At 47.9% G+C, this 25,749-nt stretch carries 32 protein-coding genes and 1 pseudogene; 20 read left to right on the forward strand and 13 right to left on the reverse strand.

Annotated elements, in window-relative coordinates:
- Positions 1-63: 63 nt before the first annotated feature.
- Together BCF55_RS08570 and BCF55_RS08575 are read left to right on the forward strand one after the other, a co-directional pair.
- Complete coding sequence (locus BCF55_RS08570; protein WP_121012813.1) at positions 64-978, forward strand: LysR family transcriptional regulator; 915 nt, start codon at positions 64-66, stop codon at positions 976-978.
- A 2-nt stretch (positions 979-980) separates the two neighbouring features.
- On the forward strand, positions 981-1,682 hold the full coding sequence (locus BCF55_RS08575; protein ID WP_121012815.1) for an HAD family hydrolase: 702 nt from the start codon (positions 981-983) through the stop codon (positions 1,680-1,682).
- On the opposite strand, the gene BCF55_RS08580 is transcribed toward BCF55_RS08575, so the two are convergent.
- Together BCF55_RS08580 and BCF55_RS08585 are read right to left on the reverse strand one after the other, a co-directional pair.
- Positions 1,618-1,797: a Trm112 family protein gene (locus BCF55_RS08580; RefSeq protein WP_121012817.1), complete on the reverse strand. Its 180-nt coding sequence runs from the start codon at positions 1,795-1,797 to the stop codon at positions 1,618-1,620. The two genes, BCF55_RS08575 and BCF55_RS08580, sit on opposite strands and share 65 nt — an antisense overlap.
- Positions 1,797-2,210 (reverse strand): hypothetical protein, encoded by a 414-nt coding sequence (locus tag BCF55_RS08585; protein ID WP_121012819.1) that lies wholly within the window; start codon positions 2,208-2,210, stop codon positions 1,797-1,799. Before BCF55_RS08585 ends, BCF55_RS08580 begins: the two co-directional genes overlap by 1 nt.
- Before the next feature lie 36 nt (positions 2,211-2,246).
- Between BCF55_RS08585 and BCF55_RS08590 the strand changes: the two genes are divergently transcribed.
- The 14 genes from BCF55_RS08590 (at position 2,247) to BCF55_RS08655 (ending at position 11,929) form a co-directional block, all read left to right on the forward strand.
- A complete protein-coding gene (locus BCF55_RS08590) occupies positions 2,247-2,516 on the forward strand; it encodes an acylphosphatase (RefSeq protein ID WP_121012821.1) in 270 nt (89 codons plus the stop codon).
- A complete protein-coding gene (locus tag BCF55_RS08595) occupies positions 2,482-3,468 on the forward strand; it encodes a M23 family metallopeptidase (protein WP_121012823.1) in 987 nt (328 codons plus the stop codon). Before BCF55_RS08590 ends, BCF55_RS08595 begins: the two co-directional genes overlap by 35 nt.
- Before the next feature lie 31 nt (positions 3,469-3,499).
- Positions 3,500-3,934, forward strand: a complete 435-nt coding sequence (gene rplM / locus BCF55_RS08600; protein ID WP_121012824.1) for a 50S ribosomal protein L13 — start codon at positions 3,500-3,502, stop codon at positions 3,932-3,934.
- A complete protein-coding gene (gene rpsI, locus BCF55_RS08605; protein ID WP_121012826.1) occupies positions 3,931-4,368 on the forward strand; it encodes a 30S ribosomal protein S9 in 438 nt (145 codons plus the stop codon). The genes rplM and rpsI overlap by 4 nt, the downstream gene beginning before the upstream one ends.
- Positions 4,353-5,372 carry an N-acetyl-gamma-glutamyl-phosphate reductase gene (argC, locus tag BCF55_RS08610; RefSeq protein WP_121012828.1) on the forward strand — a complete coding sequence of 340 codons (1,020 nt, stop codon included), beginning with the start codon at positions 4,353-4,355 and terminating at the stop codon, positions 5,370-5,372. The genes rpsI and argC overlap by 16 nt, the downstream gene beginning before the upstream one ends.
- A gap of 103 nt (positions 5,373-5,475) precedes the next feature.
- Positions 5,476-5,892, forward strand: coding sequence for a thioredoxin family protein (locus BCF55_RS08615; protein WP_121012830.1), 417 nt, complete (start codon positions 5,476-5,478; stop codon positions 5,890-5,892).
- A 2-nt stretch (positions 5,893-5,894) separates the two neighbouring features.
- A complete protein-coding gene (soxY, locus tag BCF55_RS08620; protein ID WP_121012832.1) occupies positions 5,895-6,350 on the forward strand; it encodes a thiosulfate oxidation carrier protein SoxY in 456 nt (151 codons plus the stop codon).
- A gap of 36 nt (positions 6,351-6,386) precedes the next feature.
- Complete coding sequence (soxZ, locus tag BCF55_RS08625; RefSeq protein ID WP_121012834.1) at positions 6,387-6,719, forward strand: thiosulfate oxidation carrier complex protein SoxZ; 333 nt, start codon at positions 6,387-6,389, stop codon at positions 6,717-6,719.
- A 17-nt stretch (positions 6,720-6,736) separates the two neighbouring features.
- The gene (soxA, locus tag BCF55_RS08630; RefSeq protein ID WP_121012836.1) at positions 6,737-7,558 is read left to right on the forward strand and encodes a sulfur oxidation c-type cytochrome SoxA; all 822 of its coding nucleotides are present in this window, start codon (positions 6,737-6,739) and stop codon (positions 7,556-7,558) included.
- A gap of 13 nt (positions 7,559-7,571) precedes the next feature.
- Positions 7,572-8,150, forward strand: coding sequence for a sulfur oxidation c-type cytochrome SoxX (gene soxX, locus BCF55_RS08635; protein WP_121012838.1), 579 nt, complete (start codon positions 7,572-7,574; stop codon positions 8,148-8,150).
- A gap of 95 nt (positions 8,151-8,245) precedes the next feature.
- Complete coding sequence (gene soxB, locus BCF55_RS08640; protein ID WP_121012840.1) at positions 8,246-10,000, forward strand: thiosulfohydrolase SoxB; 1,755 nt, start codon at positions 8,246-8,248, stop codon at positions 9,998-10,000.
- Positions 9,997-10,500, forward strand: coding sequence for a DUF302 domain-containing protein (locus tag BCF55_RS08645; protein ID WP_121012842.1), 504 nt, complete (start codon positions 9,997-9,999; stop codon positions 10,498-10,500). Before soxB ends, BCF55_RS08645 begins: the two co-directional genes overlap by 4 nt.
- Positions 10,497-10,955, forward strand: coding sequence for a DUF302 domain-containing protein (locus BCF55_RS08650; protein ID WP_121012844.1), 459 nt, complete (start codon positions 10,497-10,499; stop codon positions 10,953-10,955). The genes BCF55_RS08645 and BCF55_RS08650 overlap by 4 nt, the downstream gene beginning before the upstream one ends.
- Positions 10,952-11,929, forward strand: a complete 978-nt coding sequence (locus tag BCF55_RS08655; protein WP_121012846.1) for an MBL fold metallo-hydrolase — start codon at positions 10,952-10,954, stop codon at positions 11,927-11,929. Before BCF55_RS08650 ends, BCF55_RS08655 begins: the two co-directional genes overlap by 4 nt.
- On the opposite strand, the gene pgl is transcribed toward BCF55_RS08655, so the two are convergent.
- From pgl to gnd, 3 genes are read right to left on the reverse strand one after another with little or no spacing between them, the layout of a single operon-like run.
- Positions 11,871-12,557, reverse strand: a complete 687-nt coding sequence (pgl, locus tag BCF55_RS08660) for a 6-phosphogluconolactonase (protein ID WP_170144780.1) — start codon at positions 12,555-12,557, stop codon at positions 11,871-11,873. The genes BCF55_RS08655 and pgl overlap by 59 nt on opposite strands.
- On the reverse strand, positions 12,550-13,929 hold the full coding sequence (gene zwf, locus BCF55_RS08665; RefSeq protein WP_245960423.1) for a glucose-6-phosphate dehydrogenase: 1,380 nt from the start codon (positions 13,927-13,929) through the stop codon (positions 12,550-12,552). Before zwf ends, pgl begins: the two co-directional genes overlap by 8 nt.
- Positions 13,904-14,815, reverse strand: coding sequence for a phosphogluconate dehydrogenase (NAD(+)-dependent, decarboxylating) (gene gnd, locus BCF55_RS08670; protein WP_121012850.1), 912 nt, complete (start codon positions 14,813-14,815; stop codon positions 13,904-13,906). Before gnd ends, zwf begins: the two co-directional genes overlap by 26 nt.
- 74 nt (positions 14,816-14,889) lie before the next feature.
- On the opposite strand from gnd, the gene alr reads away from it, so the two are divergent.
- A complete protein-coding gene (gene alr, locus BCF55_RS08675) occupies positions 14,890-15,894 on the forward strand; it encodes an alanine racemase (RefSeq protein WP_245960424.1) in 1,005 nt (334 codons plus the stop codon).
- Here alr and BCF55_RS08680 read toward each other — a convergent pair.
- Both BCF55_RS08680 and alaS read right to left on the reverse strand, forming a co-directional pair.
- Positions 15,887-16,120: pseudogene (locus tag BCF55_RS08680) on the reverse strand (c-type cytochrome); the annotation flags it as partial. The gene alr and the pseudogene BCF55_RS08680 sit on opposite strands and share 8 nt — an antisense overlap.
- A 172-nt stretch (positions 16,121-16,292) precedes the next feature.
- Positions 16,293-18,911: an alanine--tRNA ligase gene (gene alaS, locus BCF55_RS08685; protein WP_121012852.1), complete on the reverse strand. Its 2,619-nt coding sequence runs from the start codon at positions 18,909-18,911 to the stop codon at positions 16,293-16,295.
- Between the two features lie 94 nt (positions 18,912-19,005).
- Between alaS and ffh the strand changes: the two genes are divergently transcribed.
- Complete coding sequence (ffh, locus tag BCF55_RS08690) at positions 19,006-20,316, forward strand: signal recognition particle protein (RefSeq protein ID WP_121012854.1); 1,311 nt, start codon at positions 19,006-19,008, stop codon at positions 20,314-20,316.
- Positions 20,317-20,322: 6 nt separating this feature from the next.
- On the opposite strand, the gene BCF55_RS08695 is transcribed toward ffh, so the two are convergent.
- The 3 genes from BCF55_RS08695 to BCF55_RS08705 are packed head-to-tail and all read right to left on the reverse strand — an operon-like array spanning position 20,323 to position 22,540.
- Positions 20,323-20,526, reverse strand: a complete 204-nt coding sequence (locus BCF55_RS08695; RefSeq protein WP_121012856.1) for a hypothetical protein — start codon at positions 20,524-20,526, stop codon at positions 20,323-20,325.
- 48 nt (positions 20,527-20,574) lie between these two features.
- The gene (locus BCF55_RS08700; RefSeq protein WP_121012858.1) at positions 20,575-21,876 is read right to left on the reverse strand and encodes a sensor histidine kinase; all 1,302 of its coding nucleotides are present in this window, start codon (positions 21,874-21,876) and stop codon (positions 20,575-20,577) included.
- Positions 21,860-22,540 (reverse strand): response regulator transcription factor, encoded by a 681-nt coding sequence (locus BCF55_RS08705; protein WP_121012860.1) that lies wholly within the window; start codon positions 22,538-22,540, stop codon positions 21,860-21,862. Before BCF55_RS08705 ends, BCF55_RS08700 begins: the two co-directional genes overlap by 17 nt.
- Before the next feature lie 85 nt (positions 22,541-22,625).
- Between BCF55_RS08705 and rpsP the strand changes: the two genes are divergently transcribed.
- Both rpsP and BCF55_RS08715 read left to right on the forward strand, forming a co-directional pair.
- Positions 22,626-22,952, forward strand: a complete 327-nt coding sequence (gene rpsP, locus BCF55_RS08710; protein ID WP_121012862.1) for a 30S ribosomal protein S16 — start codon at positions 22,626-22,628, stop codon at positions 22,950-22,952.
- Entirely contained in the window at positions 22,949-23,188 is a 240-nt protein-coding gene (locus tag BCF55_RS08715; RefSeq protein WP_121012864.1) for a KH domain-containing protein, read from the forward strand. The genes rpsP and BCF55_RS08715 overlap by 4 nt, the downstream gene beginning before the upstream one ends.
- A 27-nt stretch (positions 23,189-23,215) precedes the next feature.
- Here BCF55_RS08715 and BCF55_RS08720 read toward each other — a convergent pair whose 3' ends face one another.
- The 3 genes from BCF55_RS08720 to BCF55_RS08730 are packed head-to-tail and all read right to left on the reverse strand — an operon-like array spanning position 23,216 to position 25,722.
- Positions 23,216-23,548 (reverse strand): YraN family protein, encoded by a 333-nt coding sequence (locus BCF55_RS08720; protein WP_121012866.1) that lies wholly within the window; start codon positions 23,546-23,548, stop codon positions 23,216-23,218.
- Positions 23,535-24,482, reverse strand: a complete 948-nt coding sequence (gene rfaE1 / locus BCF55_RS08725) for a D-glycero-beta-D-manno-heptose-7-phosphate kinase (protein WP_121012868.1) — start codon at positions 24,480-24,482, stop codon at positions 23,535-23,537. Before rfaE1 ends, BCF55_RS08720 begins: the two co-directional genes overlap by 14 nt.
- Before the next feature lies 1 nt (position 24,483).
- Positions 24,484-25,722, reverse strand: a complete 1,239-nt coding sequence (locus tag BCF55_RS08730) for an aspartate kinase (RefSeq protein WP_121012870.1) — start codon at positions 25,720-25,722, stop codon at positions 24,484-24,486.
- Positions 25,723-25,749 lie beyond the last annotated feature (27 nt).

The raw sequence follows: 25,749 nt of genomic DNA on the forward strand, positions 1-25,749 counted from the left end.
CTATGATATTTATGTTCTTTATACTTGCAATAAGAAAGCCTTATACTATAATTAAACTTTGGTATGATTGATATATCCAAACTTAAGACTTTCGTCACCGTTGCCGACCTCGGAAGCTTCTCCAAAGCCTCTGAGATACTATACATAACCCAGCCGGCGGTAACCCAGCAGATAAAGGCTCTTGAAAAGACCATAGGAGCAAAGCTCTTCCAGAGGCAGGGAGGAAAGATGTGCCTTACTGAGGAGGGGAAGAGGATTTATGAGATAGCAAAGCTCCTGTTAGGTAGCTATGAAGGGCTTATGGAGGAGATAGCCAAGATAAAGAAAGACCTCAAAGATAGCCTTTTCCTTGGAGTTAGTGCAACGCCCAGTGAGTACATAATTCCAACCCTAATAGCCGAGTTCCACAGAGAATTTCCGAGTGCAACGGTAAAGATATTTACAGGAAACTCCCACGATGTTGAGGAGGGGTTGATATCCGGAGTTCTTAACTTAGGCATAATAGAAAGGGAGCCCTCCGGAAAGTTTGTTAGCGTTCCGTGGCTTGAGGACGAGATAGTGTTCTTTACTTATCCACAGAATCCCATAGCTGACGCCGGGGAGATAGAACCCGAGGACCTGTACCATATAGACCTCGTCATGAGAGAGATGAACTCGGGAACAAGAAAGATAGTGAAGGAAACCTTGGAGAAACTCGGCATAGTCTTTGAGAAGCTAAACATAAAGATAGAAGCCAACAACAGCAGAACTATTCTGCATATAGTCAAGAGCGGTTACGGCTCCTCCTTCCTTTCAAAAGGTTTAATGATAAGAGAGATAGAGAGGGGTCAGGTAGTTCCCGTCAAGATAAAGGGATTTAAAGTCAAGAGAAGGTTCAACATAATTTACCCTAAAACCTCCAATATAACGTTTTTAGCGAGTAACTTCGTTAAGTTCATCATGTCCAAAACTCAGGAAAACATCCCGGAGCACGTATAAGAATGAAAGCAATAATCTTTGATGTTGACGGTGTTATAGTGGACGTCCGCGAGAGTTACCATTACGCCATAAAAGAGACAGCAGAGTTCTTTCTGGGTCAGGATGTGCCGGTTTCTGTCGTCAAGGAGATAAAATTCAAGAAAGCGATAAACAACGATTGGGACGTTACCTACGAAGTTATAAAGGAGTTCGGTGGCGAGGTTGAGTACAGCGAGCTCGTTGAAAAGTTCACCGAGATATACGAGAAACTCAAATATAGAGAAAAGCAGCTTCTCTCCGTTGAGTTCTTTAAAGAGCTGAAATCTTCCGGCGTCCCCCTCGGTATAGTTACCGGAAGACCCAAAGGCGACCTTGAGTTTGTGCTTAACAGGTTCAACCTAAGGGATTTCTTTGATGTTACAGTTGATGAGGATGACGTTGTGGACAAGAACCTCAGGAAGCCCCACCCCTTCCCCCTTCACATGTGCATGGAGTCTCTGGGTGCTGACATGGGTATATACGTTGGGGATAACAACGCAGATAGGGAGATGGTTTACTTTTACAGGAAGATCTATGGTAAACCGATGAAATTCGTTCATTTTAAAAGGGTTGTTGACATTGAAGTTCCTGCAGACTTTGAGACTCAGAGTGAAGAGGAGCTTAAGAGTTTTCTTCTTGGAGAGGCTTCCCGGAATCTGGAAGGAGAACGGGTATACCTTCCCTGACCTCATAATAAACTTCGCACCTCTGGCAGATAAGTCTGTCCTTTTCCTTGTCGTACACAAGCTCACCCTTACATACAGGGCAAGCGATTATCTCAAGGAGCTTTTCGTCAAGCATCAGGAGCTCTCCTTCACATACTCCCAGAGTTCACCCATGAACCTTTTGAACTCCTCAAGCTGAGCGTGACCGAGTTTCCTTGAGAGTTCAGCCTCATCAAAAACGAGTTCTCCGCTCGTAGGTGCGTAATCTACATACTGGAGGTCGGCTATATCAAGGTCAAACACGCACATATACTGCTGAGCCTCCCTCTTGAACAGGACAAACTCTGCCTCGTATGGCTTTGATACCTTTGTTTCCCACTGGAAGCTCCCTCCGAAAGGATTGAGCCAGTACTGTTCATTTTCGGCAATGCAGAACTCAGCCCGCTTGACTGACATTATGTCATACATAAGCTCTCCATCGTAAGTCATGACAGCCCATACACGGTTGTTCTTTAACGGGTTTAGCAAGAACGTTACGGTATTTTCCATCCTCTGAAACCTCCCTTTGGTAATATTATAAAGGACATGCGCTTTCGCATTTTTGTATCAGGGCTTGTGCAGGGTGTAGGGTTTAGAGCTTACACCCACAGAGTTGCCCAGAGTTACGGATTGTCAGGCTGGGTGAGAAACCTCCCTGACGGGAGGGTTGAAATACTCGTTGAAGGTGACGAAGAAGTTTTATGTAACTTCATAAGGGATGTGTGGAGGGGTCCAAGGTTGTCAAGGGTGGACAAGCTGGAGATTTTGAAGGAGGAGCAGGATGAACCTCTTACTGGTTTTGATATTCGCTATTAGCCTCCTGCCTACAGAAGGTAACGCTGCTAAATGCAGGCTCTATCACAAGGTCAAACCGGGGGAGAGTCTCTGGAGCGTGGCTGACAGATATAACATGTACATAGAGGATATCCTTAGAGCGAACCCGAAACTTGATAAAAAGAAGTTCCTAAGGGTGGGTCAGAGGCTATGCATACCTTATAAGGGCAGAAGCCCCCAGAAGAAGAGTTCACCTACAAATTACACTATCTACGTTGTAAAGCGCGGGGATAGTCTTAAAGAAATAGCCCAGAAGTTTGGGGTGAACTGGAGAGACATAAAGGCTGCCAACAGACTCAGGAGCAACACTATATTCGTAGGACAGAAGCTGAAGATACCCACAAGCGAAGAAAAGAGTGCAGAGACATCTAAAACCTACAGAAGGGGAGAGGTCGTATACATAAAGTACAGGGTGAGGAGAGGAGATAGCTTACAGAGAATAGCCCAGAAGTTTGGGGTGAACTGGAGAGACATAAAGGCTGCCAACAGACTCAGGAGTGACGTAATACGGGTAGGACAGCTGATAAAAGTACCTGTCCCAAAGAAAGCCTTTGAGAGAAAGTACATAGACAAACCTAAGATAGATATAGCTTTCCTTCCCGTAGATGGAAAGGTTGAGGAAGGCTCAAGGGGTGTTGATATATACGCTTCCTGCGGTGAAAAGGTCAGGGCTGTTGATAGCGGTAAGGTTATATACAGTGGAGATGACCTTTCAACCTATGGAAATATGGTAATAGTTGAGCATGCTGGGTATCTGTCAATATATGCCTATAACATGCAGAACCTGGTTGACAGAGGAGACAACGTAGCTAAGGGAGAGGTTATCGGGAAGGTAGGGCTAAAACCGGGCTCCGGGAAGTGTGCCCTCCACTTTGAGGTCAGAACCAAAGACGGCGCTGTACTCAACCCCCTTGAATATTTAGGAAAAAAGTAATACAATAGTGGTTTCCTGAAAGGAGTGTGAGATGAAGACATACAGGGTAAAACCCCAGGAAGTTGAGAGAAAGTGGTACGTGGTTGATGCGGAAGGCAAAGTCTTAGGAAGGCTTGCCAGCGAGATAGCCAAGATACTGAGAGGAAAGCACAAACCCTACTACCAGCCGGACGTTGACTGTGGAGATTTCGTAGTGGTGGTTAACGCAGACAAAATCAGGGTTACAGGAAACAAGCTCTCTCAGAAGAAGTATTACAGGCACTCCAACTACCCGGGAGGACTTAAGGAGAGAACCCTTCAATGGATGCTTGAGAACAAACCCGAAGAGGTCATAACACTGGCAGTGAAGAGGATGCTCCCCAAAAACAGGCTCGGACATAGGATGCTCAAAAAGTTGAAGGTGTACAGGGGAGCTGAGCACCCTCATGTATCTCAGAGACCAGAGCCCCTGGAGGTTGAGGCATGAAACTTAAAGACTTCAAAATAACACCTGAGAACTCCCATTACGGAACTGGAAGGAGAAAGGAGTCTATAGCCAGAGTGTGGATACTGAAAGACCAGCCCAATAAGTTCATAGTCAGGGTAGATGAGACCGGTAAGGAGTACGACCTCAGAGATTACGTTCAGAGGGAGACTCTCTTCCAGAAGGTGATGCTTCCCTTCAAGGCTACAGGAACGGAAGGGAAGTTCGGCATATACGCCACCGTTGAAGGAGGAGGAATATCCGGTCAGGCTGAGGCTATAATGTACGGGGTTGCAAAAGCTCTCCTCGCTCACAACTCAGACTTCAGAACGCCGCTTAAGAAGGCTAAACTCCTCGCAAGAGATGCAAGGGAGAAGGAGAGGAAGAAATACGCTCAGATGGGTGCAAGGGCTAAGTACAGGTGGAGCAAACGTTAAGGGTCTGTATTTACGGAGCTACGGGTTATACAGCCTCAGAACTTATCCGTATCCTCGTTGAGCACCCCTACGTTCGCATAACTGACCTCGTATCCTCTTCAACCGCTGGAAGAAAGGTCTCGGAGGTTTTACCCCACCTGACACCCAAGCTTGGAGACCTCGTCCTATCAAAGGAACCTGAAGAAGACTTTGACCTCGCTTTCTTGTGCCTTCCCCACGAAGTTTCCCTGGAAACTGTCCCTGAGCTCTTATCTAAAGGGAAGAAGGTCGTTGACCTCTCCGGAGCTTATAGAATTAGGAACCCAAAGGCTTACGAGGAGTTTTACGGTTTTGTGCACAGGTATGAAGATGTATTGGAAACAGCTGTTTACGGGTTGCCTGAATTTTTCAGGGAGAGTATTAAAGGGGCTCAGCTGGTAGCAAATCCGGGGTGTTACCCTACAGCTACCCTCCTCGCTTTGTATCCGCTAATTAAAGAGAAGGTTGAGTTTGACAGCGTAATAGTACACGCCCTTTCTGGAGTGTCTGGGGCTGGGAGAGGGCTAAGACAACAATTCCACTATCCGGAAATGGAGGAGAACTTCTTCGCCTATTCCGTTGAGAAGCACAGACACACGCCAGAGATGGAGGACGTTGTGAAGAGGCTCTCAGGTAGAGAGATGAGGATAAGGTTTACACCTGTGGTGGTGCCTGCGTCAAGGGGAATGCTTTCTACCCTTTACGTAAGAACAAATATCAAAGATATTGAAGACCTTTACAGGGAAACCTATTCAGGTGAGCCTTTCATTACTATATCCCGCACACCTCCAATGACAAAGTGGGTTCTCGGTACCAACAACTGCATCCTTTACCCAACCTATGACGCCAGAAGCTCAACGGCTATTATACTTTCAGCCCTTGATAACCTCGGTAAGGGAGCTTCCTCACAGGCGGTCCAGAACATGAACCTCATGTTCGGTCTTGAAGAGACCCTTTCTCTACCAACAGTTCCCAAATTTCCATAAGATTTTCCTTATATGCTAATCATTTTAAATTAGATTTATTTATCAATACATAAGTAACAATTAATAAACTTCCCAAGCCCTTTCCTCTAAATTATTTAGTGCGATGTTGAGAATCTTAGTCCTTCTAATTATTGGAATATCTACACTTTCCAGCGCCCAGGTTGAAGGGTGGGTCACGGACTTTAAAAGAGGCGTTGAGCTTGCCAAAGCCCAAGGGAAAGAAGTTCTCCTGTACTTCTACGGAGAGCACTGTCCCTACTGCTTACAGATGGAGGAGTTTGTCCTCGGTGACCCCGATGTGGACCGCTACATAAGGGAGCGCTTCATTGTAGTTAGCCTCAACATAAACAGTTCGGAAGAACTCAACAGGAAGTTTGGGGTTTACGGAACCCCCCATTTTGTTATTTATGACCCCAACTATGATAGGATAGTTTTGAGTATATTTGGAAGCAGGGAGCGGGAAGACTTTTTAAACTTGCTAACTAGAGCTTGTAAAAAAACCAGTTTAAGGAGGTGTTAGCCATGATTACAAGAAGGGACCTGCTGAAGGTGGCAGGAGTGGGAGCGGTGGCACTACTGGCAGCTCCCGGAGCGGTAAGAACCTCCTTCGGGGCTGAGAAGAAGTCCATTGAAGATGCCCTGAAGGAGCACCTGGGGAAAGGACTCTCCGGTCTGAAGGAGAGCAACCTGATAAACATTAAGGCTCCTACCATAGCCGAGTCCGGTGCTAACGTTCCCGTTCAGGTGAGCGCCAACATACCCGTTGACCAGGTTGAGGCTCTCTACATATTCGCCGATGAAAACTTCAACCCCTGGGTTGCTACCGTTGAGCTTACACCCATGAACGGGGAAGTGTTCTTCGCCACAAGGATAAAGCTTGCAAAAACCTCTCCCGTAAGGGCGGTCGTTAAGATGAAGGATGGAACACTCCTTGCAGCTGCTAAAGAGGTTAAGGTAACCGTCGGCGGTTGTGGCTGATAAAACCTTAAAAATTTAAAAGGGAGGTAAAGGAAGATGGCAACCATAGGAAGAGCTGTAGTCAGGGTACCCAAGAGCGCCTCAAAGGGCGAGGTTGTGAAGATTCAGATGGTCATAACCCACCCTATGGAGACGGGCCTCAGGAAGGACAAGAAGACAGGCCAGCTCATACCTGCCCACTACATAACCAAGGTTGAGTTTCTTTTCAACGGAAAGAAGGTAACCACCCTTCACACAGGGGCAGGGGTAAGTAAGAACCCGTACTTCGCCATTAAGATGAAGGTTACCGAATCTGGAACTCTCACCATCAAATACGAGGACAACAAGGGAGGCAAGTGGGAAAAAAGCGCTGAGATAAATGTTTCTTAAACAAAGGAGGGGTTAAGATGAAAAGGAAGGCTATACTTGCTTCAGCCCTTGTGGCTGGAGGGGCTGTTTTTACAATGGCAATGGCACAGGAGGAGCAGCTTCCCACCCACCTGAAGGAGCTCCTTGAGCTGGGGATGCATCCCGGGCACGCCTTTATTGATGAAGGCAAAGACTACTACCACAGCATAAAAGGTGCAAACGGAAAGACCTGCGCCTCCTGTCACGGACAGGACGGGGAGAAGCTCCAGGGAGCTTACGCTAAGATGCCCAGGTACTACAAGGACCTTGACAGGGTTGCCGACATAGATACGAGGATAAAGGGCTGCATGACCAAGTACATGGGGTTTGACGCCAAGGACAAGAAGTTCAAAAAGGACTTTGACAAGAAGTGGAGGGTTCCCCTCGCGACTTACGTGGCATCTCTCAGCAACGGACAGGCTATAAGCGTCCAGCTTGATGACCCCCAAGAGAAGGAGATGTATAAGTACGGAGAGCAGCTCTGGTACATGAGGGTAGGAGCGAGGGACTTCTCCTGCGGTATATGTCATACCGTTCTTGCAGGAAAGAGGATAAGGCTCCAGGGACTCCCCGACCCTGTTAAGAACAAGCTCTACACCCACTGGCCCGCTTACAGGTTCGGTTCCGACAGGATGTGGACGATGGAGGACAGGGTAAGGAGCTGCTTCAAGGCTTACTTCCTATACACGAAGCAGTGGGATGAGAAGAAGGACTGGGTGAAGAAGCCACCGGCACATTCGGATTGGGTTATAGCCCTTGAGCTTTACATGAAGCACGCTGCAAACGGGGCAACCATAGAGGTTCCCGGACTCTTGAGATAAAGGAGGGGCGAAGATGAAGAAGTTTTTATTTACAGGAGTAATATTAGGGACCGGGCTTTTGGTAGCTTGTCAGCCGGCGGCACAGCAGGCGGAAGCTCCGAAGGCTGAGGAGAAGAAGCTGAGTGCAAAGGAGAAGTTTGAAATAGCCCTTGCCAATCAGGATAAGTATCAGAAAGCCTGCTCCAACCCCAACCAGCTCGTCCCCGAGGGGATAGACCTTGAGACCTTCAAGAAGGAGATGCTCGCCACTGTCAAGTTCCCCGAAGGAGGGGTAGTAGGAAAGGACATAGCTAAGGGTGAGAAACTCTTCGGAGACCCAAAGAAGGGCGGAAAGAGCAGAAGGGGTAACTGTTACGCCTGCCACTGCGGAGACCCTCAGATAATCGCCTGCGGAAACATAGGACCTTCCCTCAGAGGTTATGGAAAGAGAGGTATAGACCCCAAGGACACCTACATCAGGATATACAACTCCTGGGCTGTGAACCCCTGCTCAGTCATGCCCAGACTCGGATACCACGGAGTTCTCAAGCCTGAGGAGATAGCCGACATAGTCGCCTACATGCATGACCCTAACTCTCCGCTCAACAAGTGATACCACCCCAGGGGGGCGCCTTGTCCCCCTGACTTTCAACATAAACTTTCCTTTTATGGTAACTTTTTTTATGTTCTTATAGGAGGTAACGGCAGATGCATCTTACGAGAAGAGATTTCCTTGAGCTTGCTATAGTTACGGGAGCCTATCTGAGCGCAAATCCCGTATCGGCTCTCGCAAAGATGACCTACGACGACATAATGAGGTTCAAGCCGGTGGGTAACGTAACTCTGCTCTTTACAACCGATATGCACGCCCACCTTGACCCCCTTTACTTCGCTGAACCTATGAACCTCGTCGCTCCCAAAGAGCTTGTGGGGACACCGGGATACATAACGGGAAAGGATTTCCTCAAGTATTACAAGATATCTCCCGGAACCCTTGAAGCATACTTTACCAGCTGTCTGGACTTTCCAAAGCTCGCCCACAAGTTCGGGAAGATGGGCGGTGCTGCCCACATAACCACGATAATAAAGCACGTCATAGCGGAGAGGGGAAGGGACAAGGTCTTAGTGATGGACGGTGGTGACACCTGGACCACCACCGCCATAGGAACCTTTACCGAAGGCAAGTCAGTCGTGGAGTGGATGAACTACACAGGCTATGACCTCTTCGTCGCCCACTGGGACTTTACCTTCGGAAAGGATATATTCCTGAAGAGGATAGAGGACCTGAAAAAGGGCGGGTGTGAGTTCATAACCCACAACGTGGTTGATGAGATGTGGGGTGAGCTCGTCTTTAAGCCCTATACGATTAAAGAGGTGGGCGGTGTGAAACTTGGAATAATAGGTAGCTCCTTCCCCTTCACACCCCTTGCAAACCCGAGACAGTTCGTTGAGGGATGGAGCTTCGGGATAAGGGAAGACCAGCTCCAGCAGTTCGTTAACGAGCTCAGAGAACAACATAAAGTGGATGCGGTCATATTCCTGACCCACAACGGCTTCCCCCTTGACCAGAAGATAGCGAAGGTTGTAAAGGGTATAGACGTGATAATATCAGGACACACCCACGACGTCACACCGAGGGCTGTGAGGGTAGGTAAGACCCTCGTTCTCATAGCAGGCTCTCACGGAAAGTTCGTAGGAAGGCTTGACCTTGATGTGAAGAACGGAAAGATAAGGAACTTCAACTTTAAGCTGTATCCCGTTGCGACGAACCTCATTCCAGCCGATAAGGGCGCCCAGGAGATAGTCAGCAAGTGGAAAGCTGAGGTGAACAAGACCCATAAACTTGATGAGGAGATAGGTGTTGCCGAGGTTATGCTCTACAAGAGAGACACCTTCTTCTCCACCTGGGACTGGCTTGTGGGAGAGGCTATAAACGACTACTACGGAGGAGACCTTGACGTTGTGACCTCACCCGGATACAGGTGGGGAACGGTAGTTCTTCCCGGTCAGAAGATAACGAGAGACCACGTTTATGACTACACGGCTATAACCTACCCCAACGTTTACGTCCTCAAGAGGACGGGGAAACAGCTCTTAGAAGTCTGGGAAGACGTGGCAGACAACGTCTTCAACCCCGACCCCTTCTACCAGCAGGGTGGAGACATGTCAAGGCTCTGGAACGTGGAGTACGAGATAGAAGTTTACGGACCCCAGTACAAGAGGATAAAGAGGGTATGGATAGGAGGAAAGCCTCTCAAGGAGAACAAGGAGTATCTTATGGCAGTTTACGGAGGACCCCCGCCACCACCTGACGCTATACATCCGGACTACAAACCTGTTCCCGTATATGACATCCTCATAAACTACATAAAGAAGAAGGGAAGCATAAAGGTCAGAACTAAGCCCAACGTCAAGGTTCTTGACGCTCCATACACAACCTACGGAGAGTGTTTCGGAGCATGAGGGCGATTCTGTTTCTCGTGGGCGGCCTGGTAGCCGTCCTCGCCTTTATCTTCTATGTAAAGACACGCTTAATTACACCTGAGAATATGTTCTTCTTCACCCTGGAGGTCAAGGGTAAGGAAAATCAAAGGGAGGTGGTGGAGAAGCTTGTAAAGAAGCTAAACGAAAAGGGACTTAACGTTATACGCACGCTGCCTATGTCCGATGTCATCCATGAGAGGGGCTCAAAGGATTTCCCCAACTATACAACGGTGCTTGCCTGTGATATAAAGGAGAAGAAAGAGCTCCTCAGGAAAGTCCCTTTCATGAGTGTCCTCATACCCTGTAGCGTGGCAGTCTATGAAAAGGGAGGTAAGGTTTACATAACCTCAATGAAGGAGGTCCTCCTTATAAGGGACTACGCTACAGAGCTCGGTGATAAGGACTCGCAACTTATCGCTGATGTTTACCAGAGGCTCCGTATAGCTATAGCGGAAGTTGCCGAGGGGGAGAAGAGATGAAGAAGATACTTCTCCTTTGCCTGACCCTCTTCTTAGCCCTGTCCTTCTCCCAGGAAGGCAAGCCTAAACACCGCCTCCAGTATGAAGAAGTTATTCAAGGTATGGACTTTGAAGATGTTAAGCTCCTTCTAAAAACAGCCCTTGATGGCAGGAATATGAACGTCCTCGGTGTGATAGATGTTGCTACGGAGAAACCCCGATTCTCTTACATACTGGTATGCAACCTATCCTATGCCGAGAGGATATTCAGAGAGTTCCCCCAGCTCGGTGTTATGGCTCCCTGCAGGATTTATCTCCACGAGAGGGAAGATGGTTCCGTAGCCGTGGGTTTTGTGAATGTTAAGACCTTACTGAAGGTTTTTGACAAATACCTGTCCCCACAGGCTAAGGAGCTCTTCCTAAAGGCAGACAACGATGTAAAGAGTGCTATAAAAGAGGTGAAAGGGGAACAATGAGAAAGGTCCTCCTGCTGCTACCCTTACTTCTGATAAACTTGTCCTTCTCCGAAGATTACCCCAAACACGTTAAGGAAACCCTTAAAAAGATAAAAGACAACGTTTACGGGGTGTTTGGCGCCCACGAGCAGGTGAGCTATGAGAACAGGGGCTTCATTTCCAATGCCTACTTTGTGATTACGAAGGACGGTGTTTTAGTTGTGGACGCTCTCACAACCTACAAGCTGGGAAAGGAGCTCGTAGAGACTATAAGGAGCGTCACGGATAAGCCCATAAAGTTTGCGGTGATAACCCACTACCATACAGACCACTTTTACGGGGTAGGCGCTTTAAAGGAAGTTGGCTCAGTTGTCATAGCCCATGAGTGGGCTTACGACTACGTATCTCAACCTTCAAGCTGGAACTTTTATGAGGCAAGGAAGAAGCTCCTAAAGGAGCACATGGAAGGGACGCAGATGGTTGAGCCGGATATAACTATAACCAGAGACCTTGACATACACATGGGCAGGTTAAAGATAGAGGTAAGACACTTCTGCAAAGCTCACACCCCCGGAGACATAATAGCCTGGATACCGGCTCTGAAAGTTCTATTCAGCGGGGATATAGTTTTTGATGGAAGGCTCCCCTTTCTGGGCTCTGGGAACTCCAAAAGCTGGCTCGTTTGCCTTGAAAAGATACTTGAACTTGACCCTGATGTCCTACTGCCCGGTCATGGTAGTCCTATGCTCACAAAGGATAGGATAAGGGACAGGGTGAGGTGGACTTACAAGTATATAGACGACCTCAGAAAAACGATAAGGAAGATGGTTGAGGAGGGACAGGATATAGACTACGTGAGGGAGAATATAAATGATGCCCTCCTTGAAATAGACCCTTCCTACGCTCAGGTGCCAGTGTTCTTTGATGTAAACCCGGTCAATGCTTACTACGTTTACTTTGAAGTTCAGAACGAGCTTCTTGAAGAAGGTCAGTAAATATCAGCGTGTCTTCTTCCCCTTTTACCCTTACAGCGGGTATGTCCTCTCCCTTTAGTAAACCCTCTAAAGCCCTTCTCTTTTTCTCCCCGACAACAATGAAGGCAACCTTTTTACAGCTGTTTATATAACCGAGGCTCATGCTGACCCGTTCAAGTCCGTCCGGGGAACGGGAGGTGCAGGCGTTCTCACCGCAAGGCTCGCAGGGGACACACGGGAATAAAGAGGCTGTGTGTCCGTCGGCTCCAAGTCCCAAGAGAACCAGGTCAAGGGCTCCTGCCATACCCAGAGCTCTGTTGAAGTCCTCGCAGGCTTTTCTGAGAGGGAGTTCCGTTTTAACCCTGTATATCTTCGCTCTTTCTCCGAGCGTTTCCCTGAGCATTCTGTAGTTACTTCTTCTGTCCTCAGAGGGAACGTACCTCTCGTCGGTGGGAAATATAAGGGTACGTTCCCATAGGTTAAAGATATCGCTGAATAGCTCATAAGCCCTTTTCGGAGAGCTACCGCCTGCAAGACCAAGTTTAGCCACGCCTTTATCCGTTATGACCTGTGTGGCATTATCAGCCAAGAACCTTGCTAACTTTTCGCTCACTTCCTCCTGGTCCCTGCCCGTCACAAACTTATACAAGCACCCACCCCCTGCCATCCTTCCCTATAAACACCTCCGCCTCCTCAGGTCCCCAGCTCCCCGGCTCGTACTCTGGGACATTCGTGTCTTCTTTCCACGCATCCAGTATCGGCTGAATTATCTCCCAGGCAAGCTCCGACTCGTCCTCCCTTATAAACAGGGTCTGATTACCTTCAAGTATATCCTCTATGAGGGTCTCGTAGGCTTCGGGTAATCCGTCCGGAGACAGGTCAAGTTCCATCTCCCTTTCAACCGGGCAGGCTAAGAAGCCTTCCGGAGGTGCCATTTCAAAGAAGAGTTTTACGTCGTTTGAGGGGGCTATATCAAAGACAAGCTTATTCTGTCTAGGAACGCAACCAAGGAGCCTTCCGAAGTTTCCCGGAACTTCTTTGAACAGAACCACAACCTGAGTAACCTTCTTCTTTAACCTTTTCCCGGTCCTGAGATAGAAAGGGACTCCTTCCCAACGGAAGTTATCTATGAAGAGCTTAACAGCCGCATAGGTTTCGGTGTTTGAGTCCCTCCCAAGCTCTTGAATATACCCTCTGTATCTGCCCCTAACCGCGTAGCGGTCTATCTCGTCTCTGGAGAATTTCCTTATTGAGGAGAGGACCTTTACCTTTTCATCTCTCACACGTTCAGCTTCCATAATAGCAGGTGGCTCCATTGCCAGAAAGGAGAGTATCTGAAGAAGGTGGTTCTGTACCATATCCCTAAGGGCTCCAACTCTGTCATAGTATCCCGCTCTACCCTCTAACCCTATCTCTTCAAGTGCCGATATCTGGATACAGTCTATAAAATTCTTGTTCCATATACCTTCAAAGATGTAGTTGGAAAAACGTACCGAGAGTATGTTCTGTATGGCAACCTTACCGAGAAAGTGGTCTATCCTGTATATCTCCCTCTCGGTAAAGTAACGCCTGAGCTGAAAGTTAAGCTTCCTTGCCGATTCAAGGTCAAAGCCGAAGGGTTTCTCTATAACGATCTTCCTCGGGTTTGAAAACCTCCTCAAAAGGGAGCCAGTATGAACTATAGTTGTCTCAAACAGCTGGGGAGGAAGAGCCAGGTAGAATATAAGCTCCTCTTTAGGAAACCTGGACACCTCTCTGCCAAGGCGTTCGTAGGAGTCTTTGTCTGTAACGTCAAACTCAAAGGGGTGGAAGAAGCCTGCAAAGTCCCTATCAAGGTTTGAGACGTAGTCCCTAAGCTTGCCTACACTCCTCCCGAGAGCGTACACACCCTTTAAGCCCCGGAGTTTTCCACCCTTGTACATGCTTTCAAGAACAGGGAACAGCTTTCGCTTCGCCAGGTCTCCCGTTCCCCCAAAGATGAAAATTACAAATTCTTTATCCATCCTTTCTCTTAACTTCATGCCTACCAAACTCATATCTGAGAGCGGCGAGGAGTTTATCCCTGAAGGAGTCTGACTGTCTTGACCTGAAACGGTTAAAGAGGGAATCAGCTATAACCCATAGAGGAACTCCGAGCTCTACCGCCGCCTGGACTGTCCACCTTCCTTCCCCGGAATCGGCAACAAAGGGCTCAACGCCTTCCAGGTCACCGAAATCTTCAAAGGAGCGGTAGGTCAAATCCATAAGCCACGAACTCACCACACTCCCTTTAGTAAAGACCCTTGCCACTTCCTTTAGGTCCAGACCGAAACCGCTTTCCTTCATAAGCTCAAAACCCTCGGCGATCGCCTGCATCATCCCGTACTCTATCCCGTTGTGAACCATTTTAACGAAGTGTCCGCTTCCGGGCTTCCCCATATATCCGTAGCCGTCTCCTCCATAGGACAGGTCTCTGAATAGGTCTTCTATTTCCCTGAAAGTCTTTTCCTCCCCTCCTATCATGAGACAGTAGCCCCGTTCTTCTCCCCACACACCACCACTGACCCCCACATCAAGGAAGCGAACGCCAACAGATGAGAGTTCATTAAACCTCCTCACGGAGTCCTTGTAGTAGGAGTTTCCCCCGTCTATAACTATGTCCCCTTCCAAGAGGTTGGGTTTCAGAGAAGATATAGCCTCGTCTACCACGGGGGCAGGCACCATTATCCATATGAGTCTCCTGTCAGAAAACTCTCCGCAAAGGAAATCTACCTCCTCAAAGACCTCTATCCCTCCTTCCTCAGCCTTATCCCTCGCCTCCGAGCTTCTATCGTAACCGAGTACCTTCCAGCCCTTGCGGACAAGCCTTCTCCCTATCCCCAATCCCATTCTTCCAAGTCCGATGATTCCTATTTCCTTTGCTTCCATGGTTAAATTCTAACTCGGCTAAAATTTAAATTGTGCTTAAAAGCCATAACGACACACGTCTGGGATGCAGGTCTGTGCTCAGAGTAAAACGCTCAGCAATTGAGCACAACGTAAAGGAGTTGTTCAGATACAGCGGTAAGAAACTCATCGCAGTGGTTAAGTCTGACGCCTACGGTATGGGTGTACGGTACATAGCCCCCATACTTAGGGAGCTTCCTGAGGTTGATTCCTTTGCGGTAGCGTGTGTAGATGAGGGTGTTTTTCTTAGGGAACTCGGCATAAAGGGAGAAGTACTTATACTGGGGGGAATACTACCAGAGGAGATAGAAGCTGTTAAGGAGTATGAGCTGACCCCTGTTGTATCAGACCCTGAACACCTAAAGGTCTTAGGCAAAGAGGACATAAAGTTTCATATAAAGTATGACACTGGTATGGGGAGACTCGGTTTTGTGGAAGAGTTCATAGAGGACCCGAGGATAGTGGGTGTTATGAGCCATCTATCAACACCTGCAGATGAAAAGTTTTCCAGGGAACAGATAAAAAAGTTTGAAGAGATTGTAAGGAGGTACAAAGGAAGGCTCAAAATTCACCTTGAGAGTTCCGCCGGCGTAATTTACAAGGTGCCTTATACCACCCATATAAGGGTTGGTCTTGCCCTTTACGGAGAGAAACCTCTAAGGTATTACCCGTTAGACCTAAAACCTGCGGTAAGTCTGGAAGCGAGGCTCCTATCGGTAAAGGAGGTTCCCAAAGGTTTCCCCATATCCTACGGCAGGACTTTTATAACTCAAAGGAGAACAAAGATAGGCGTAGTAGCCTTCGGTTATGCGGACGGTCTAATGAAGAGTCTTTCAAACAGGGGATACCTACTCCATAAAGGTTTAAGACTCCCCATAATCGGGAACATAACTATGGACATGACGATTCTTGATCTAAGTGGGACAGATATAAAGGTCGGAGACTGGGTAACCGTTGTTAACGAGGAGAGGACCTTTGGGGAGCTGGCAAGGGAGGCGGGCACTATTCCCTACGAGTTAATGTGCAACGTATCAAGCAGGGTAAAGAGGGAAGTTATTTAAGACTAAGTATCCATTCAGCCAACTGCTTGGCTTCTTCCTCAGTAACGGGCTGGGGTGTCATGGGTATGCTTCCCCACTTTCCCATGCTACCCTTGGTTATGCTTTTCACAAGCTCTTCAACCGCACCTTCTTTCCCTTCATAGCGCCTGGCAACATCCACGTAGGCTGGACCCACCTTCTTCCTCTGAACATCATGGCAGGCAAGACAACCCTTGCTATCAGCGATAGCGTAGGCTCCCTCTTTCTTCTCCGGTACTGCCTTTTGCTCTGCTTGCTTTACAACCTCCTCCTTCTTTTCCTCCTGGACAGGCTTCTGGGCTTTTTCCTCTTTCTTCTCACAGGAAAACAGAAAAACCCCTAACAGCGCTCCAACCACAAAAATGCCCGCTCTCAATCTTCTAACCTCCTAAGGTGGTCTCTTTTAACTTCTCCCTTAATATTTTAACAGCCTCTTCTATACCGGCAGGGTTGCTTCCTCCACCCTGAGCCAGGTCTTCTCTTCCCCCTCCTCCTCCCTTCAAAGACTTTCCGACCTCCTTTATAAGCTGGTTAGCTTTTATCTTATGGGCTATCTCCTTAGACACCGCTACCACCGTGGACAGCTTCCCTTCCTTTTCAGAGACCAGAAAGACAACGTCCCTGCCCGTTTTGTGTCTGAGCATGTCTGCAAGGTTTCTCAGCTCTTCAGACTCTGCATCCTTGAACCTTCCCCAGAAGAGGGTGAAGTCGCCAACCTCCTCACGTTTGATTGAAGTCTCCATCTGCAGCTTTAACAGCTCCTGTCTGAGCCTTGCAACTTCCCGGTCCCTCTCCCTTAACTCTTCCTTCAAGGATTCTATCCGGGCAAGTATATCTTCCTGTTTAACGTTCAGCGAAAGACCTATGTCCTCAAGGAGTGAATGCTCTTTAAAGGATGTGTCAACAGCCCACCTTCCTGTCTGTGCTATGAGGCGTCGCACTCCAGCACCCACCGACGATTCGGAGAGTATCTTGAAGTAACCTATGTCACCTGTCCTTGACACGTGCGTTCCTCCGCACAGTTCCCTTGAGAACTCCCCTGCCGATATAACTCTAACTGTATCTCCATACTTTTCCTCAAATATAGCTACAGCTCCACTCTTTATAGCTTCCTGGTATGCCATCTCCTTAACCTGGACAGGCAGGTTCTCCCTTATCTTCTCGTTCACAAGCTCTTCTATCCTCTTTAGCTCTTCCCTTGTAAGCGCTTCAAAGTGGGTAAAGTCAAACCGCATGTACCTGTCCGCAACCAGAGACCCAGCCTGACGCACATGTTCTCCAAGAACATTCTTCAAGGCTGCGTGGAGTAGATGGGTGGCTGTGTGGTTCCTCATTATGTCTTCTCTCCTCTCCCTGTCCACCCTTGCTATAACTCTGTCACCTACATGGAGCCTACCCTTGAGAACTTTCCCCTTATGGACTATGACCCCATCAACCGGAGACTGGGTGTCCTCCACCTTAAATAGTGCCCTGTCGGTTTCTATCAAACCGGTATCACCAACCTGTCCACCCTTCTCTGGGTAGAAAGGTGTCTCTTTAAGGACAAGTTCTCCCTCATCACCCTCAGAAATCTCTGAAACAAGTTCATCACCGGAAACTATACCTGTTACTTCCGTCTCGTATTCGTAATGCTCGTAACCGACGAACTCCGAGGTTTTTCCTATATCCCTAAGGTGCTGATAAACTGGTTTTACCTTCTTTACCTCAACTTTAAAGTGTTTCCTGGCTCTCTCTCTCTGTTTCTCCATCTCTACCCTGAAGCCTTCCATGTCAATCTTCAGACCCTTTTCTCTGGCTATTTCATCTATAAGGTCAAGGGGAAATCCGTAAGTATCGTAAGCCATAAAGACTTCCTCTCCCTTAAGGAGGTCTCTTCCTTCCTCCCTTGCTCTCTCTATGAGCTCGTCAACAGCTTGCATGCCTGCCTTAAGGGTCCTTATAAACCTCTCCTCTTCTCCCCTTACCACACCTTTAACAAACTCTCTCGTCATTTCAAGCTCTGGATAGGCGTCCTTCATTATCTCAACAACAACATCTATACCCTTGTGAAGGAATGGCTGGACAACCCCGAGTTTGTAGCCGAACCTGAGAGCTCTCCTAAGTATACGCCTTATAACGTATCCCCTTCCTTCATTGGAGGGGATCACTCCGTCTGAAATAGCAAAAGTTAAAGCCCTCAAATGGTCTGCTATCACTCTCAGGGCAACATCATTCTCATGGGAACTGCCATAGGTAGCGCCCGATATATCTTCCCCAAACTCTATGAGAGGGTATATTATGTCTATTTCGTAGTTAGTCTTCGTGTTCTGAAGGACACTCGCAACCCGCTCAAGACCCATGCCGGTGTCTATGTTAGGGTTTGGCAACGGGGTAAGGTTTCCTTTTTCATCCCTGTTGTACTGCATAAAAACGAGGTTCCATATCTCCAGATACCTCTCATCCCCCTCATACTCTTCCCCTCTGTCAACGTATATTTCCGAAGAGGGTCCGCAGGGTCCCGTCTCCCCCATCTGCCAGAAGTTGTCTTCCTCTCCAAGCTTCCATATCTTCTCAGGTGGAAGCCCTATCTCCTCGTTCCATATACGGAAGGCTTCCTCGTCGTCCCTATAAACGGATACGTAAAGTTTATCCCTTGGAAGCTTAAGCACCTCAGTTACAAACTCCCAGGCGTATTTTATGGCTTCCCTCTTGAAGTAATCTCCAAAGGAGAAGTTGCCAAGCATTTCAAAGAAGGTGTGATGTCGGGAGGTGTATCCAACCTGCTCAAGGTCGTTATGCTTACCCGAAACCCTCAAACACTTCTGGCAAGAAACCGCCCTTTTGTAAGGTCTCTTCTCAAGACCTAAAAACACATTTTTGAAGGGGACCATACCCGCATTCACGAAGAGGAGTGTCGGGTCGCTCTCCGGTATGAGGGAGGCGCTCTTTACCCTTGTATGTCCCTTCTTCTCAAAAAAGCTCAGAAAGAGCTCGCGTATCTCATGGGCTTTTAAACTCATGGCAATTAAATTATATCCTCCACAGCTGATTCTGAAGGGTGTATGTCATGGAGTAGATTTTTATTCTCACAGGCTTTAGATTATACTTTTTAGTATGCTTGAACTACTTACAGAAAAATTTGGAGGAACTCTATCAAAGCTTAAAGGTGCAAGGAAGTTAACCGACAAGGTGATAAATGATGCTCTGAGAGATATAAGGTTAGCTCTCCTTGAGGCGGACGTAGACTATGAAGTAGCGAAAAGCTTCCTCAAGAGGGTAAGGGAGAGGGCACTCTCTCAGGAGGTTAAGAGGAACCTCTCTCCTGCGGAGCAGGTCATAACGATAGTTTACGAAGAACTCGTAAACATACTGGGCAAGGAGAAGGAGGACCTCAAGAAGGGAACCGTTCTCTTTGTCGGTCTTCAGGGAACCGGTAAGACAACGACGATAGGAAAGATAGCTAATCTTCTTAAGAAGAAAGGCTTTAAGGTTGCCGTCTCCTCAACAGACGTCAGGCGTCCGGCGGCGATGCTCCAGCTGGAAAGGCTCGCCGAGAGGATAGGCGTACCTTACTACTCCTTTGAGGAAGGGCTCTCTGCGGTTCAGATAGCCGAGAGAGCGGTCCAGAGGGCAAAACAGGATGGAGTAGACTACCTTCTCCTTGACACCGCCGGAAGGCTCCACGTAGATGAGGAGCTCATGGAGGAGCTCAAAGAGATAAAGGAAAGGGTGAAGCCCTCGGAGATAATCTACGTTGCAGATGCAATGCAGGGTCAAACGGCTCTTGAGACGGCAAAGACCTTCCACGAGCTCTTAGGTCTGACAGGGGTTGTTCTCACCAAGATGGACGGTGACGCGAGGGGAGGTTTAGCTCTCTCGGTGAGGGAAAGCCTGGGGGTTCCCATAAAGTTCATAGGAGTGGGTGAGAAGGTTGAGGACATAGAACCCTTCTATCCCGACAGGATAGCCCAGAGGATACTCGGGCTGGGAGACATCCAGTCTCTGGTGGAGAGAGCTCAGGAGGTTATCCCCGAGGACAAGGCTCAGCACCTATCCGCAAAGGTTCTTGCCGGAGACTTTAACCTTGAGGACCTGAGGGATATGCTCAGAATGATTCAGAATATGGGACCCCTGGACAAGCTCTTGGGGATGATACCCGGTATAGGTGCCCAGATGAAGAACATAAAGGTGGACGAGAAGCAGTTCAAAAGGATAGAGGCGGTGATAAACTCCATGACGCCCGAAGAGAGAAGGAATCCCAGAATCATAAACATGAGCAGGAAGAAGAGAATTGCTGCAGGAAGCGGGACAAGCATATCCGAGGTGAATAAGGTTCTCAAGAGATACGAGGAGATGAGAAAGATGATGAGGAAGATGAAGGGGATGGCAGGGATGCCCCTACCGAAGTTCCCCTTCAAATTTTAACGGAATTTACTGCTTCTGGGTTTCAGTGGCTTTCTTCTGCTTCTTCTTATGAGCTTTCTTCTTCTTTACCTTCTTCTGCTCCTTCTTAGCCGGTGCCTGTTGCTGGTCCTGAGCCGGTGCCTGCTGCTCCTGAGCGGGTGCCGCCTGCTCAGCTGCCATAACAGAGCCTGCGAAAAGTACAGCCAGTAAAGCTGAAAGTAGCTTCTTCATGCCTTTTCCCTCCTCTGGGATTTTCTTACAGAAATGATAGTTTCCCAATTATGAAGAATTGATGAAAAAGCATAAACTGACCTTTGTCCCCTTCCCCCTCTCGCTCTCTAAACCCAGACCGAATCCGTGCAAGTCTGCAATCGCTTTAACTATAGACAACCCCAACCCAAAACCTTCCTTTTCCGTATTCTCCCTGTAAAACCTATCAAAGACACGCTCCTTATCCTCTATACCCACACCGGTATCCTCAACAATTACACAACCCCTGTCGTAGTAAAGTCGTATCAGTCCTCCCTGAGGTGTGTATTTGTAGCTGTTCTCTATGAGGTTACCTATAGCTATCTTCAAGTACTCCTTATCCGCAAAGACTTCTACATCTTCGTGGGGATACTCAACCCTGAAGTTGTGGGTTCTACGCAGAAAATCGTACTCTTCATCAAGCTCTGCAAAGAGCTCCATAAGGTTCACCTTGCTCCGTCTTACAGGTATCCCGCTCTCAAGCCTCATGAGTAACATGAGGTTGTTTATAATCCTGAACATCTTCTCGGACTGAACCTGTAAGTTCCTCACGACCTCATCAAACTTTTCTCTATCCTCATACAGCCCGTAACTGAGAAGGTCAAGCTGCCCTCTTATATAGGTGAGCGGCGTCTTAAGGGTATGGGCGAAGTTCGCTATGAATTCCCTCTGGAGGGTGAAAGTTCTCCTCAGCTTCTCAAGCATGTCGGCAAAGGTGTTTATGAGAACTGAAAACTCATCGTTCCCCTTTACCCTCTCTATATCAACATCCATATTTCCCTCATAAATCTCCTTTACCTTACCGGTAAGGTAAGTGAGGGGTTCCAGAACCCTCTTTGTGAGGAGAACTATCAGTAGGGAGGTTATCGCAGATATTGCCAGGGAAACCAAGAAGGAGAGGAGGTTAGCTCTGTATATGTAGGATATGTCTATCTCGCTCAAGAATATGAGGCTATAACCTCCTAACCTCTTGGTAAGGAATATGTAGTCTCCCCTCGCACCGCTTCTTTCACCGACCAGATCCCGTGGGTCAAAGGGAAGGGGTTCTTTAGGAAGGTTCTTCGCGTATACAACCTCCCCTCTTTTATTAATTACCACAACGCCGACATCTTCAGATGCAAGCTCGTCCACCACGTTTTTAACGTACAGTCTCGGATGCTTGTAATGCTTCCTGTACAGGTCTATAACCGGTGTAACGTAGCTGTCTATACGGTCTATTGAATGTTGAATTGATACACCCTTAACTATCATGGTGAGGAGTAGAACGGTAAGGATATTGCTTACAAGGTAAACACCCAAGAATATAAGGAGTACCTTAAACTTGATTGACATCGCCCTTTAACATATAACCCCAACCGCGCACTGTTTTAATCAGGGTATGCTCCCTGTCACCAAGCTTTCTCCTTAGGTTCTTAATGTAAACGTCAACTATGTTAGAGCCCTCCTCATGGTTACCTCCCCAGACTCTTGCGTATATCCTTTCCCTGCTCAGAGCCGTGTTTACGTTTTCCGCAAGGAATTTTAAAAGCTCAAACTCCCTTCTTGTAAGGTTCAAAACCTCCCCTCTGTACGTAACCTCTCTTGTAGAGGGGCTCACAACCAGATCACCCACTTTTAAGAGGTCTCCCTTTTCGCCGTATCTCCTGAGTACCGCTTTTATCCTCGCGGATAGCTCCTTCAGGGAAAAGGGTTTCGTTATGTAGTCGTCGGCACCGGTTTGCAAGCCCTCCACCTTGTCCTCCACCTGTGACTTTGCGGTCAGTATTATTATCGGTGTGTCCCTTGTTTCCCTTATCCGCCTGCAAACCTTCAGCCCGTCCATCCTCGGAAGCATAAGGTCCAGCAAAACAAGGGTGTAATCGCATTCCAGAGCTTTCCTGACAGCGGAGAGACCGTCTCTGACCCAGTCAACGGAGAAACCTTCATGGGTCAACCACTGAAGAAGCATCTCCCCTATGGATATATCATCCTCCACCAGCAGTATCTTTCTGTCCATGGAGCAAGCTATAATTTAAAGCGGGCTTTATGAAAAGTGTCAAGGGTGATATAATAATCTGCTCAGGTTTTGAGGAGGAAAGAATATGGCAGTAAGGATAAGACTCGCTAAGTTCGGAAGGAGACACCACCCCATATACAGGATAGTGGTTATGGACGCCAAGTCCCCCAGAGAGGGAGCTTACATTGACATACTCGGCACTTATGACCCAAAGAGGAAGGTTTTACTTGATATAAAGCCGGAGAAGATAAAAGTCTGGCTTGAAAAGGGTGTTGAGGTAGCCCACAGGGCTAAAGCGATATTTGAGATGGCTGGTATTCTTAATGAAATCGTTCCAGAGGGATGCGAACTCAAGAAGGTTGGCGATTACTGGGTACCCAAGAAGAAAACCACCAAGGAGGTGCACTCATGAGCGCTATGAAGGATATCGTTGAGACGACCGCCAGGTCCCTTGTGGACAACCCCGATAAGGTTCAGGTCACAGAGATTGAAGGGGAGAAGACCATTGTCATTGAACTCAGGGTTGACCCTGCTGAGCTTGGAAAGGTTATAGGCAAGCAGGGAAGGATTGCAAGAGCCCTCAGAACTCTCCTCTCAGCCATGGGTAGGAAAACCGGAAAGAGGGTCGTTTTAGAGATTTTAGAGTGATATATGACCCCGCTTTGGCGGGGTGTTTCAATAATATCCAAGATTTTTATAGTGCTCAATACGTCCCTCCAAAACAACCAGAAGGTCTATCCTGAAGGGCATGTCAAGGGATCTTTCCTCCATAAATCTGAAGACACAGGATAGCATACGCGTGAGCTTCTTTGCGTTGAACCTTTCAGCAGGGTGTCCAAACTCTGTATCCCTACCTCCCTTTACCTCAACAAAGACGAGCTCCTTCCCCTCTAATGCAACTATATCTATTTCTCCCGAACCACAGTGATAATTCTTGGCAAGGATTAAGTACCCGAGGTTTTCAAGATAACGTGCCGCTATCTCCTCGTACTCACTACCCCTCCTCATCTATCTCCCTAAGTATCTCCTCAGGAGTAACACTCGCTGTTCCAAACTCACCCACCACTATACCCGCACACAGGTTAGCGAGCTCGCAGGCTTCCTCCCACGTGGCTCCTGCAAGATAAAAGGCGGTGAGTGTAGCTATAACCGTGTCTCCAGCTCCGGTAACGTCGTAAACCTCCCTCGCTCTGGCAGGAAAGGTTTTCACATCTTCTCTGAAGAGGGTCATTCCCTTGGCTCCTCTTGTGACCACGAGTGTTTCAAGCTCAAGTTCTCTCTTCAAGACTTTTCCCAAGACTTCAACGCTCTCCTCTCCGAGAGGGTCAGTCATAGCTCTGAGTTCCTTCTCGTTTGGTGTTATAAGGTTAGCACCTGCATACAGGGGTTTATTTACAGGTCTTGGGTCTATTGCATAAAACAGCTCCCTATCCCTTATAACCTCTACCACCCTGTGGGTCACAACACCTTTAGCATAGTCCGACACTATAACACCGTCGTACTTGCCCTCCTGGATAACCTCTATCACGTGTTTCAGGGCATTGCCACCTATCTTACTCCTATCTTCCCTGTCTATCCTGAGTAGCTGCTGAGACATAGAAACAACCCTTGTTTTTTCAGTTGTAGGTCTGTTATCCTCAGCCAGTCTGGACTCTATCCCTTTCTCCTTCAAAAGTTCAATCAACTGCTCTCCAGACCTGTCCTCACCTATCACGCCGGCTAAGGTTGTGTTCACACCCAGAGAGGCGAGGTTGTTTGCAACGTTTCCTGCTCCACCCAGGCGAACTTCCTCCCTCTCAACCTCAACTATAGGCACCGGAGCTTCGGGTGATATCCTTTCAACTCTTCCGTACAGGTATCTGTCAAGGATAACATCTCCAACAACGAGTATTCTCAGCTCCCGGAGTTTTTCTAAGAGATTCTTGACCCTTTCAGTATCCATCTCAGTTTTCGTTTTCTACCTTAATTTCCTCACCGTCCTCTATGAAAGCCTCGTGAAGAGCCCTAACCGCAAGTTCCGCATATTTTTCATCTATCAAACAGGATATCTTTATCTCTGAGGTGGATATAGCCATTATGTTTATGCCGTTCTTTGAAAGCACATCAAACATCTTTGCGGCGGTTCCATAAGAGCTCCTCATACCCAAACCCACTATGGAAACCTTAGCAACCCTATCGTCCCTCACAACCGCACTCGCCCCTATCTCCTGGGAAACCTTCTTTACGATTTCCTCAGCCTTTGGAGCGTCAGATCTGTTGACGGTAAAGGACATATCGGTGTATCCTTCGTGGGATATGTTCTGGACTATCATGTCAACAACTATGTGAGCTTCTCCCAAGGCTTTGAATAGTTTTGCAGCTATACCAGGTTTGTCTGGAACTCTAACTACGGTAATTCTTGACTCTTTTGTATCTACCGTTATACCTCTTACAGCTACCTTCTCCATAATCTCATCCTCCGGGACTATCCAGGTTCCCTCTTCTTCAACGAAGGAACTCCTAACATGTATTCTAACCCCATACTTGGCAGCGAACTCAACACTCCTTATCTGCATAACTTTTGCACCAAGGGAAGCGAGCTCCAGCATCTCTTCATAGGATATGTAAGGTATCTTTCTGGCGTTAGGGACTATACGGGGATCTGCGGTAAATACTCCCGTCACATCAGTGTAAATCTCACAATCAGCCTGAAGAGCCGCTGCAAGGGCAACGGCAGTAGTATCTGAGCCACCTCTACCTAAGGTTGTAATCTCCCAGTCCTCAGTTATACCCTGAAAACCTGCAACAACAGGTACGTAACCTTCGTTTATAAGATTCTTTAATCTCTGGGTTCCTATCTTTTTAATCCGAGCTTTGGTATGCACCTCATCGGTTACTATGGGTACCTGCCACCCACAGAGGCTTATAGCCGGATATCCGAGCTTCCTGAGTGTCATAGCAAAGAGGGCGATAGCCTTCTGCTCCCCTGTTGCCAAGAGCATGTCCATCTCTCTTTCATTGGGAAACTCAGTTATCTCCCTGCTAAGGCTTATAAGCTTGTCCGTGTCACCTGCCATAGCTGAGGAGACAACAACCACCTTGTCTCCTCTCTTGAGGGTTTCCACAACCCGCCTTGCAGCGTTTTCTATCCTCTCCACACTACCTACAGAGGTGCCTCCGAACTTCTGAACTACTATACCCATGACTCACAGGCAAAAAATTATAACATT

The sequence above is a fragment of the Hydrogenivirga caldilitoris genome (assembly GCF_003664005.1).
GTDB classification, from domain to species: domain Bacteria; phylum Aquificota; class Aquificia; order Aquificales; family Aquificaceae; genus Hydrogenivirga; species Hydrogenivirga caldilitoris.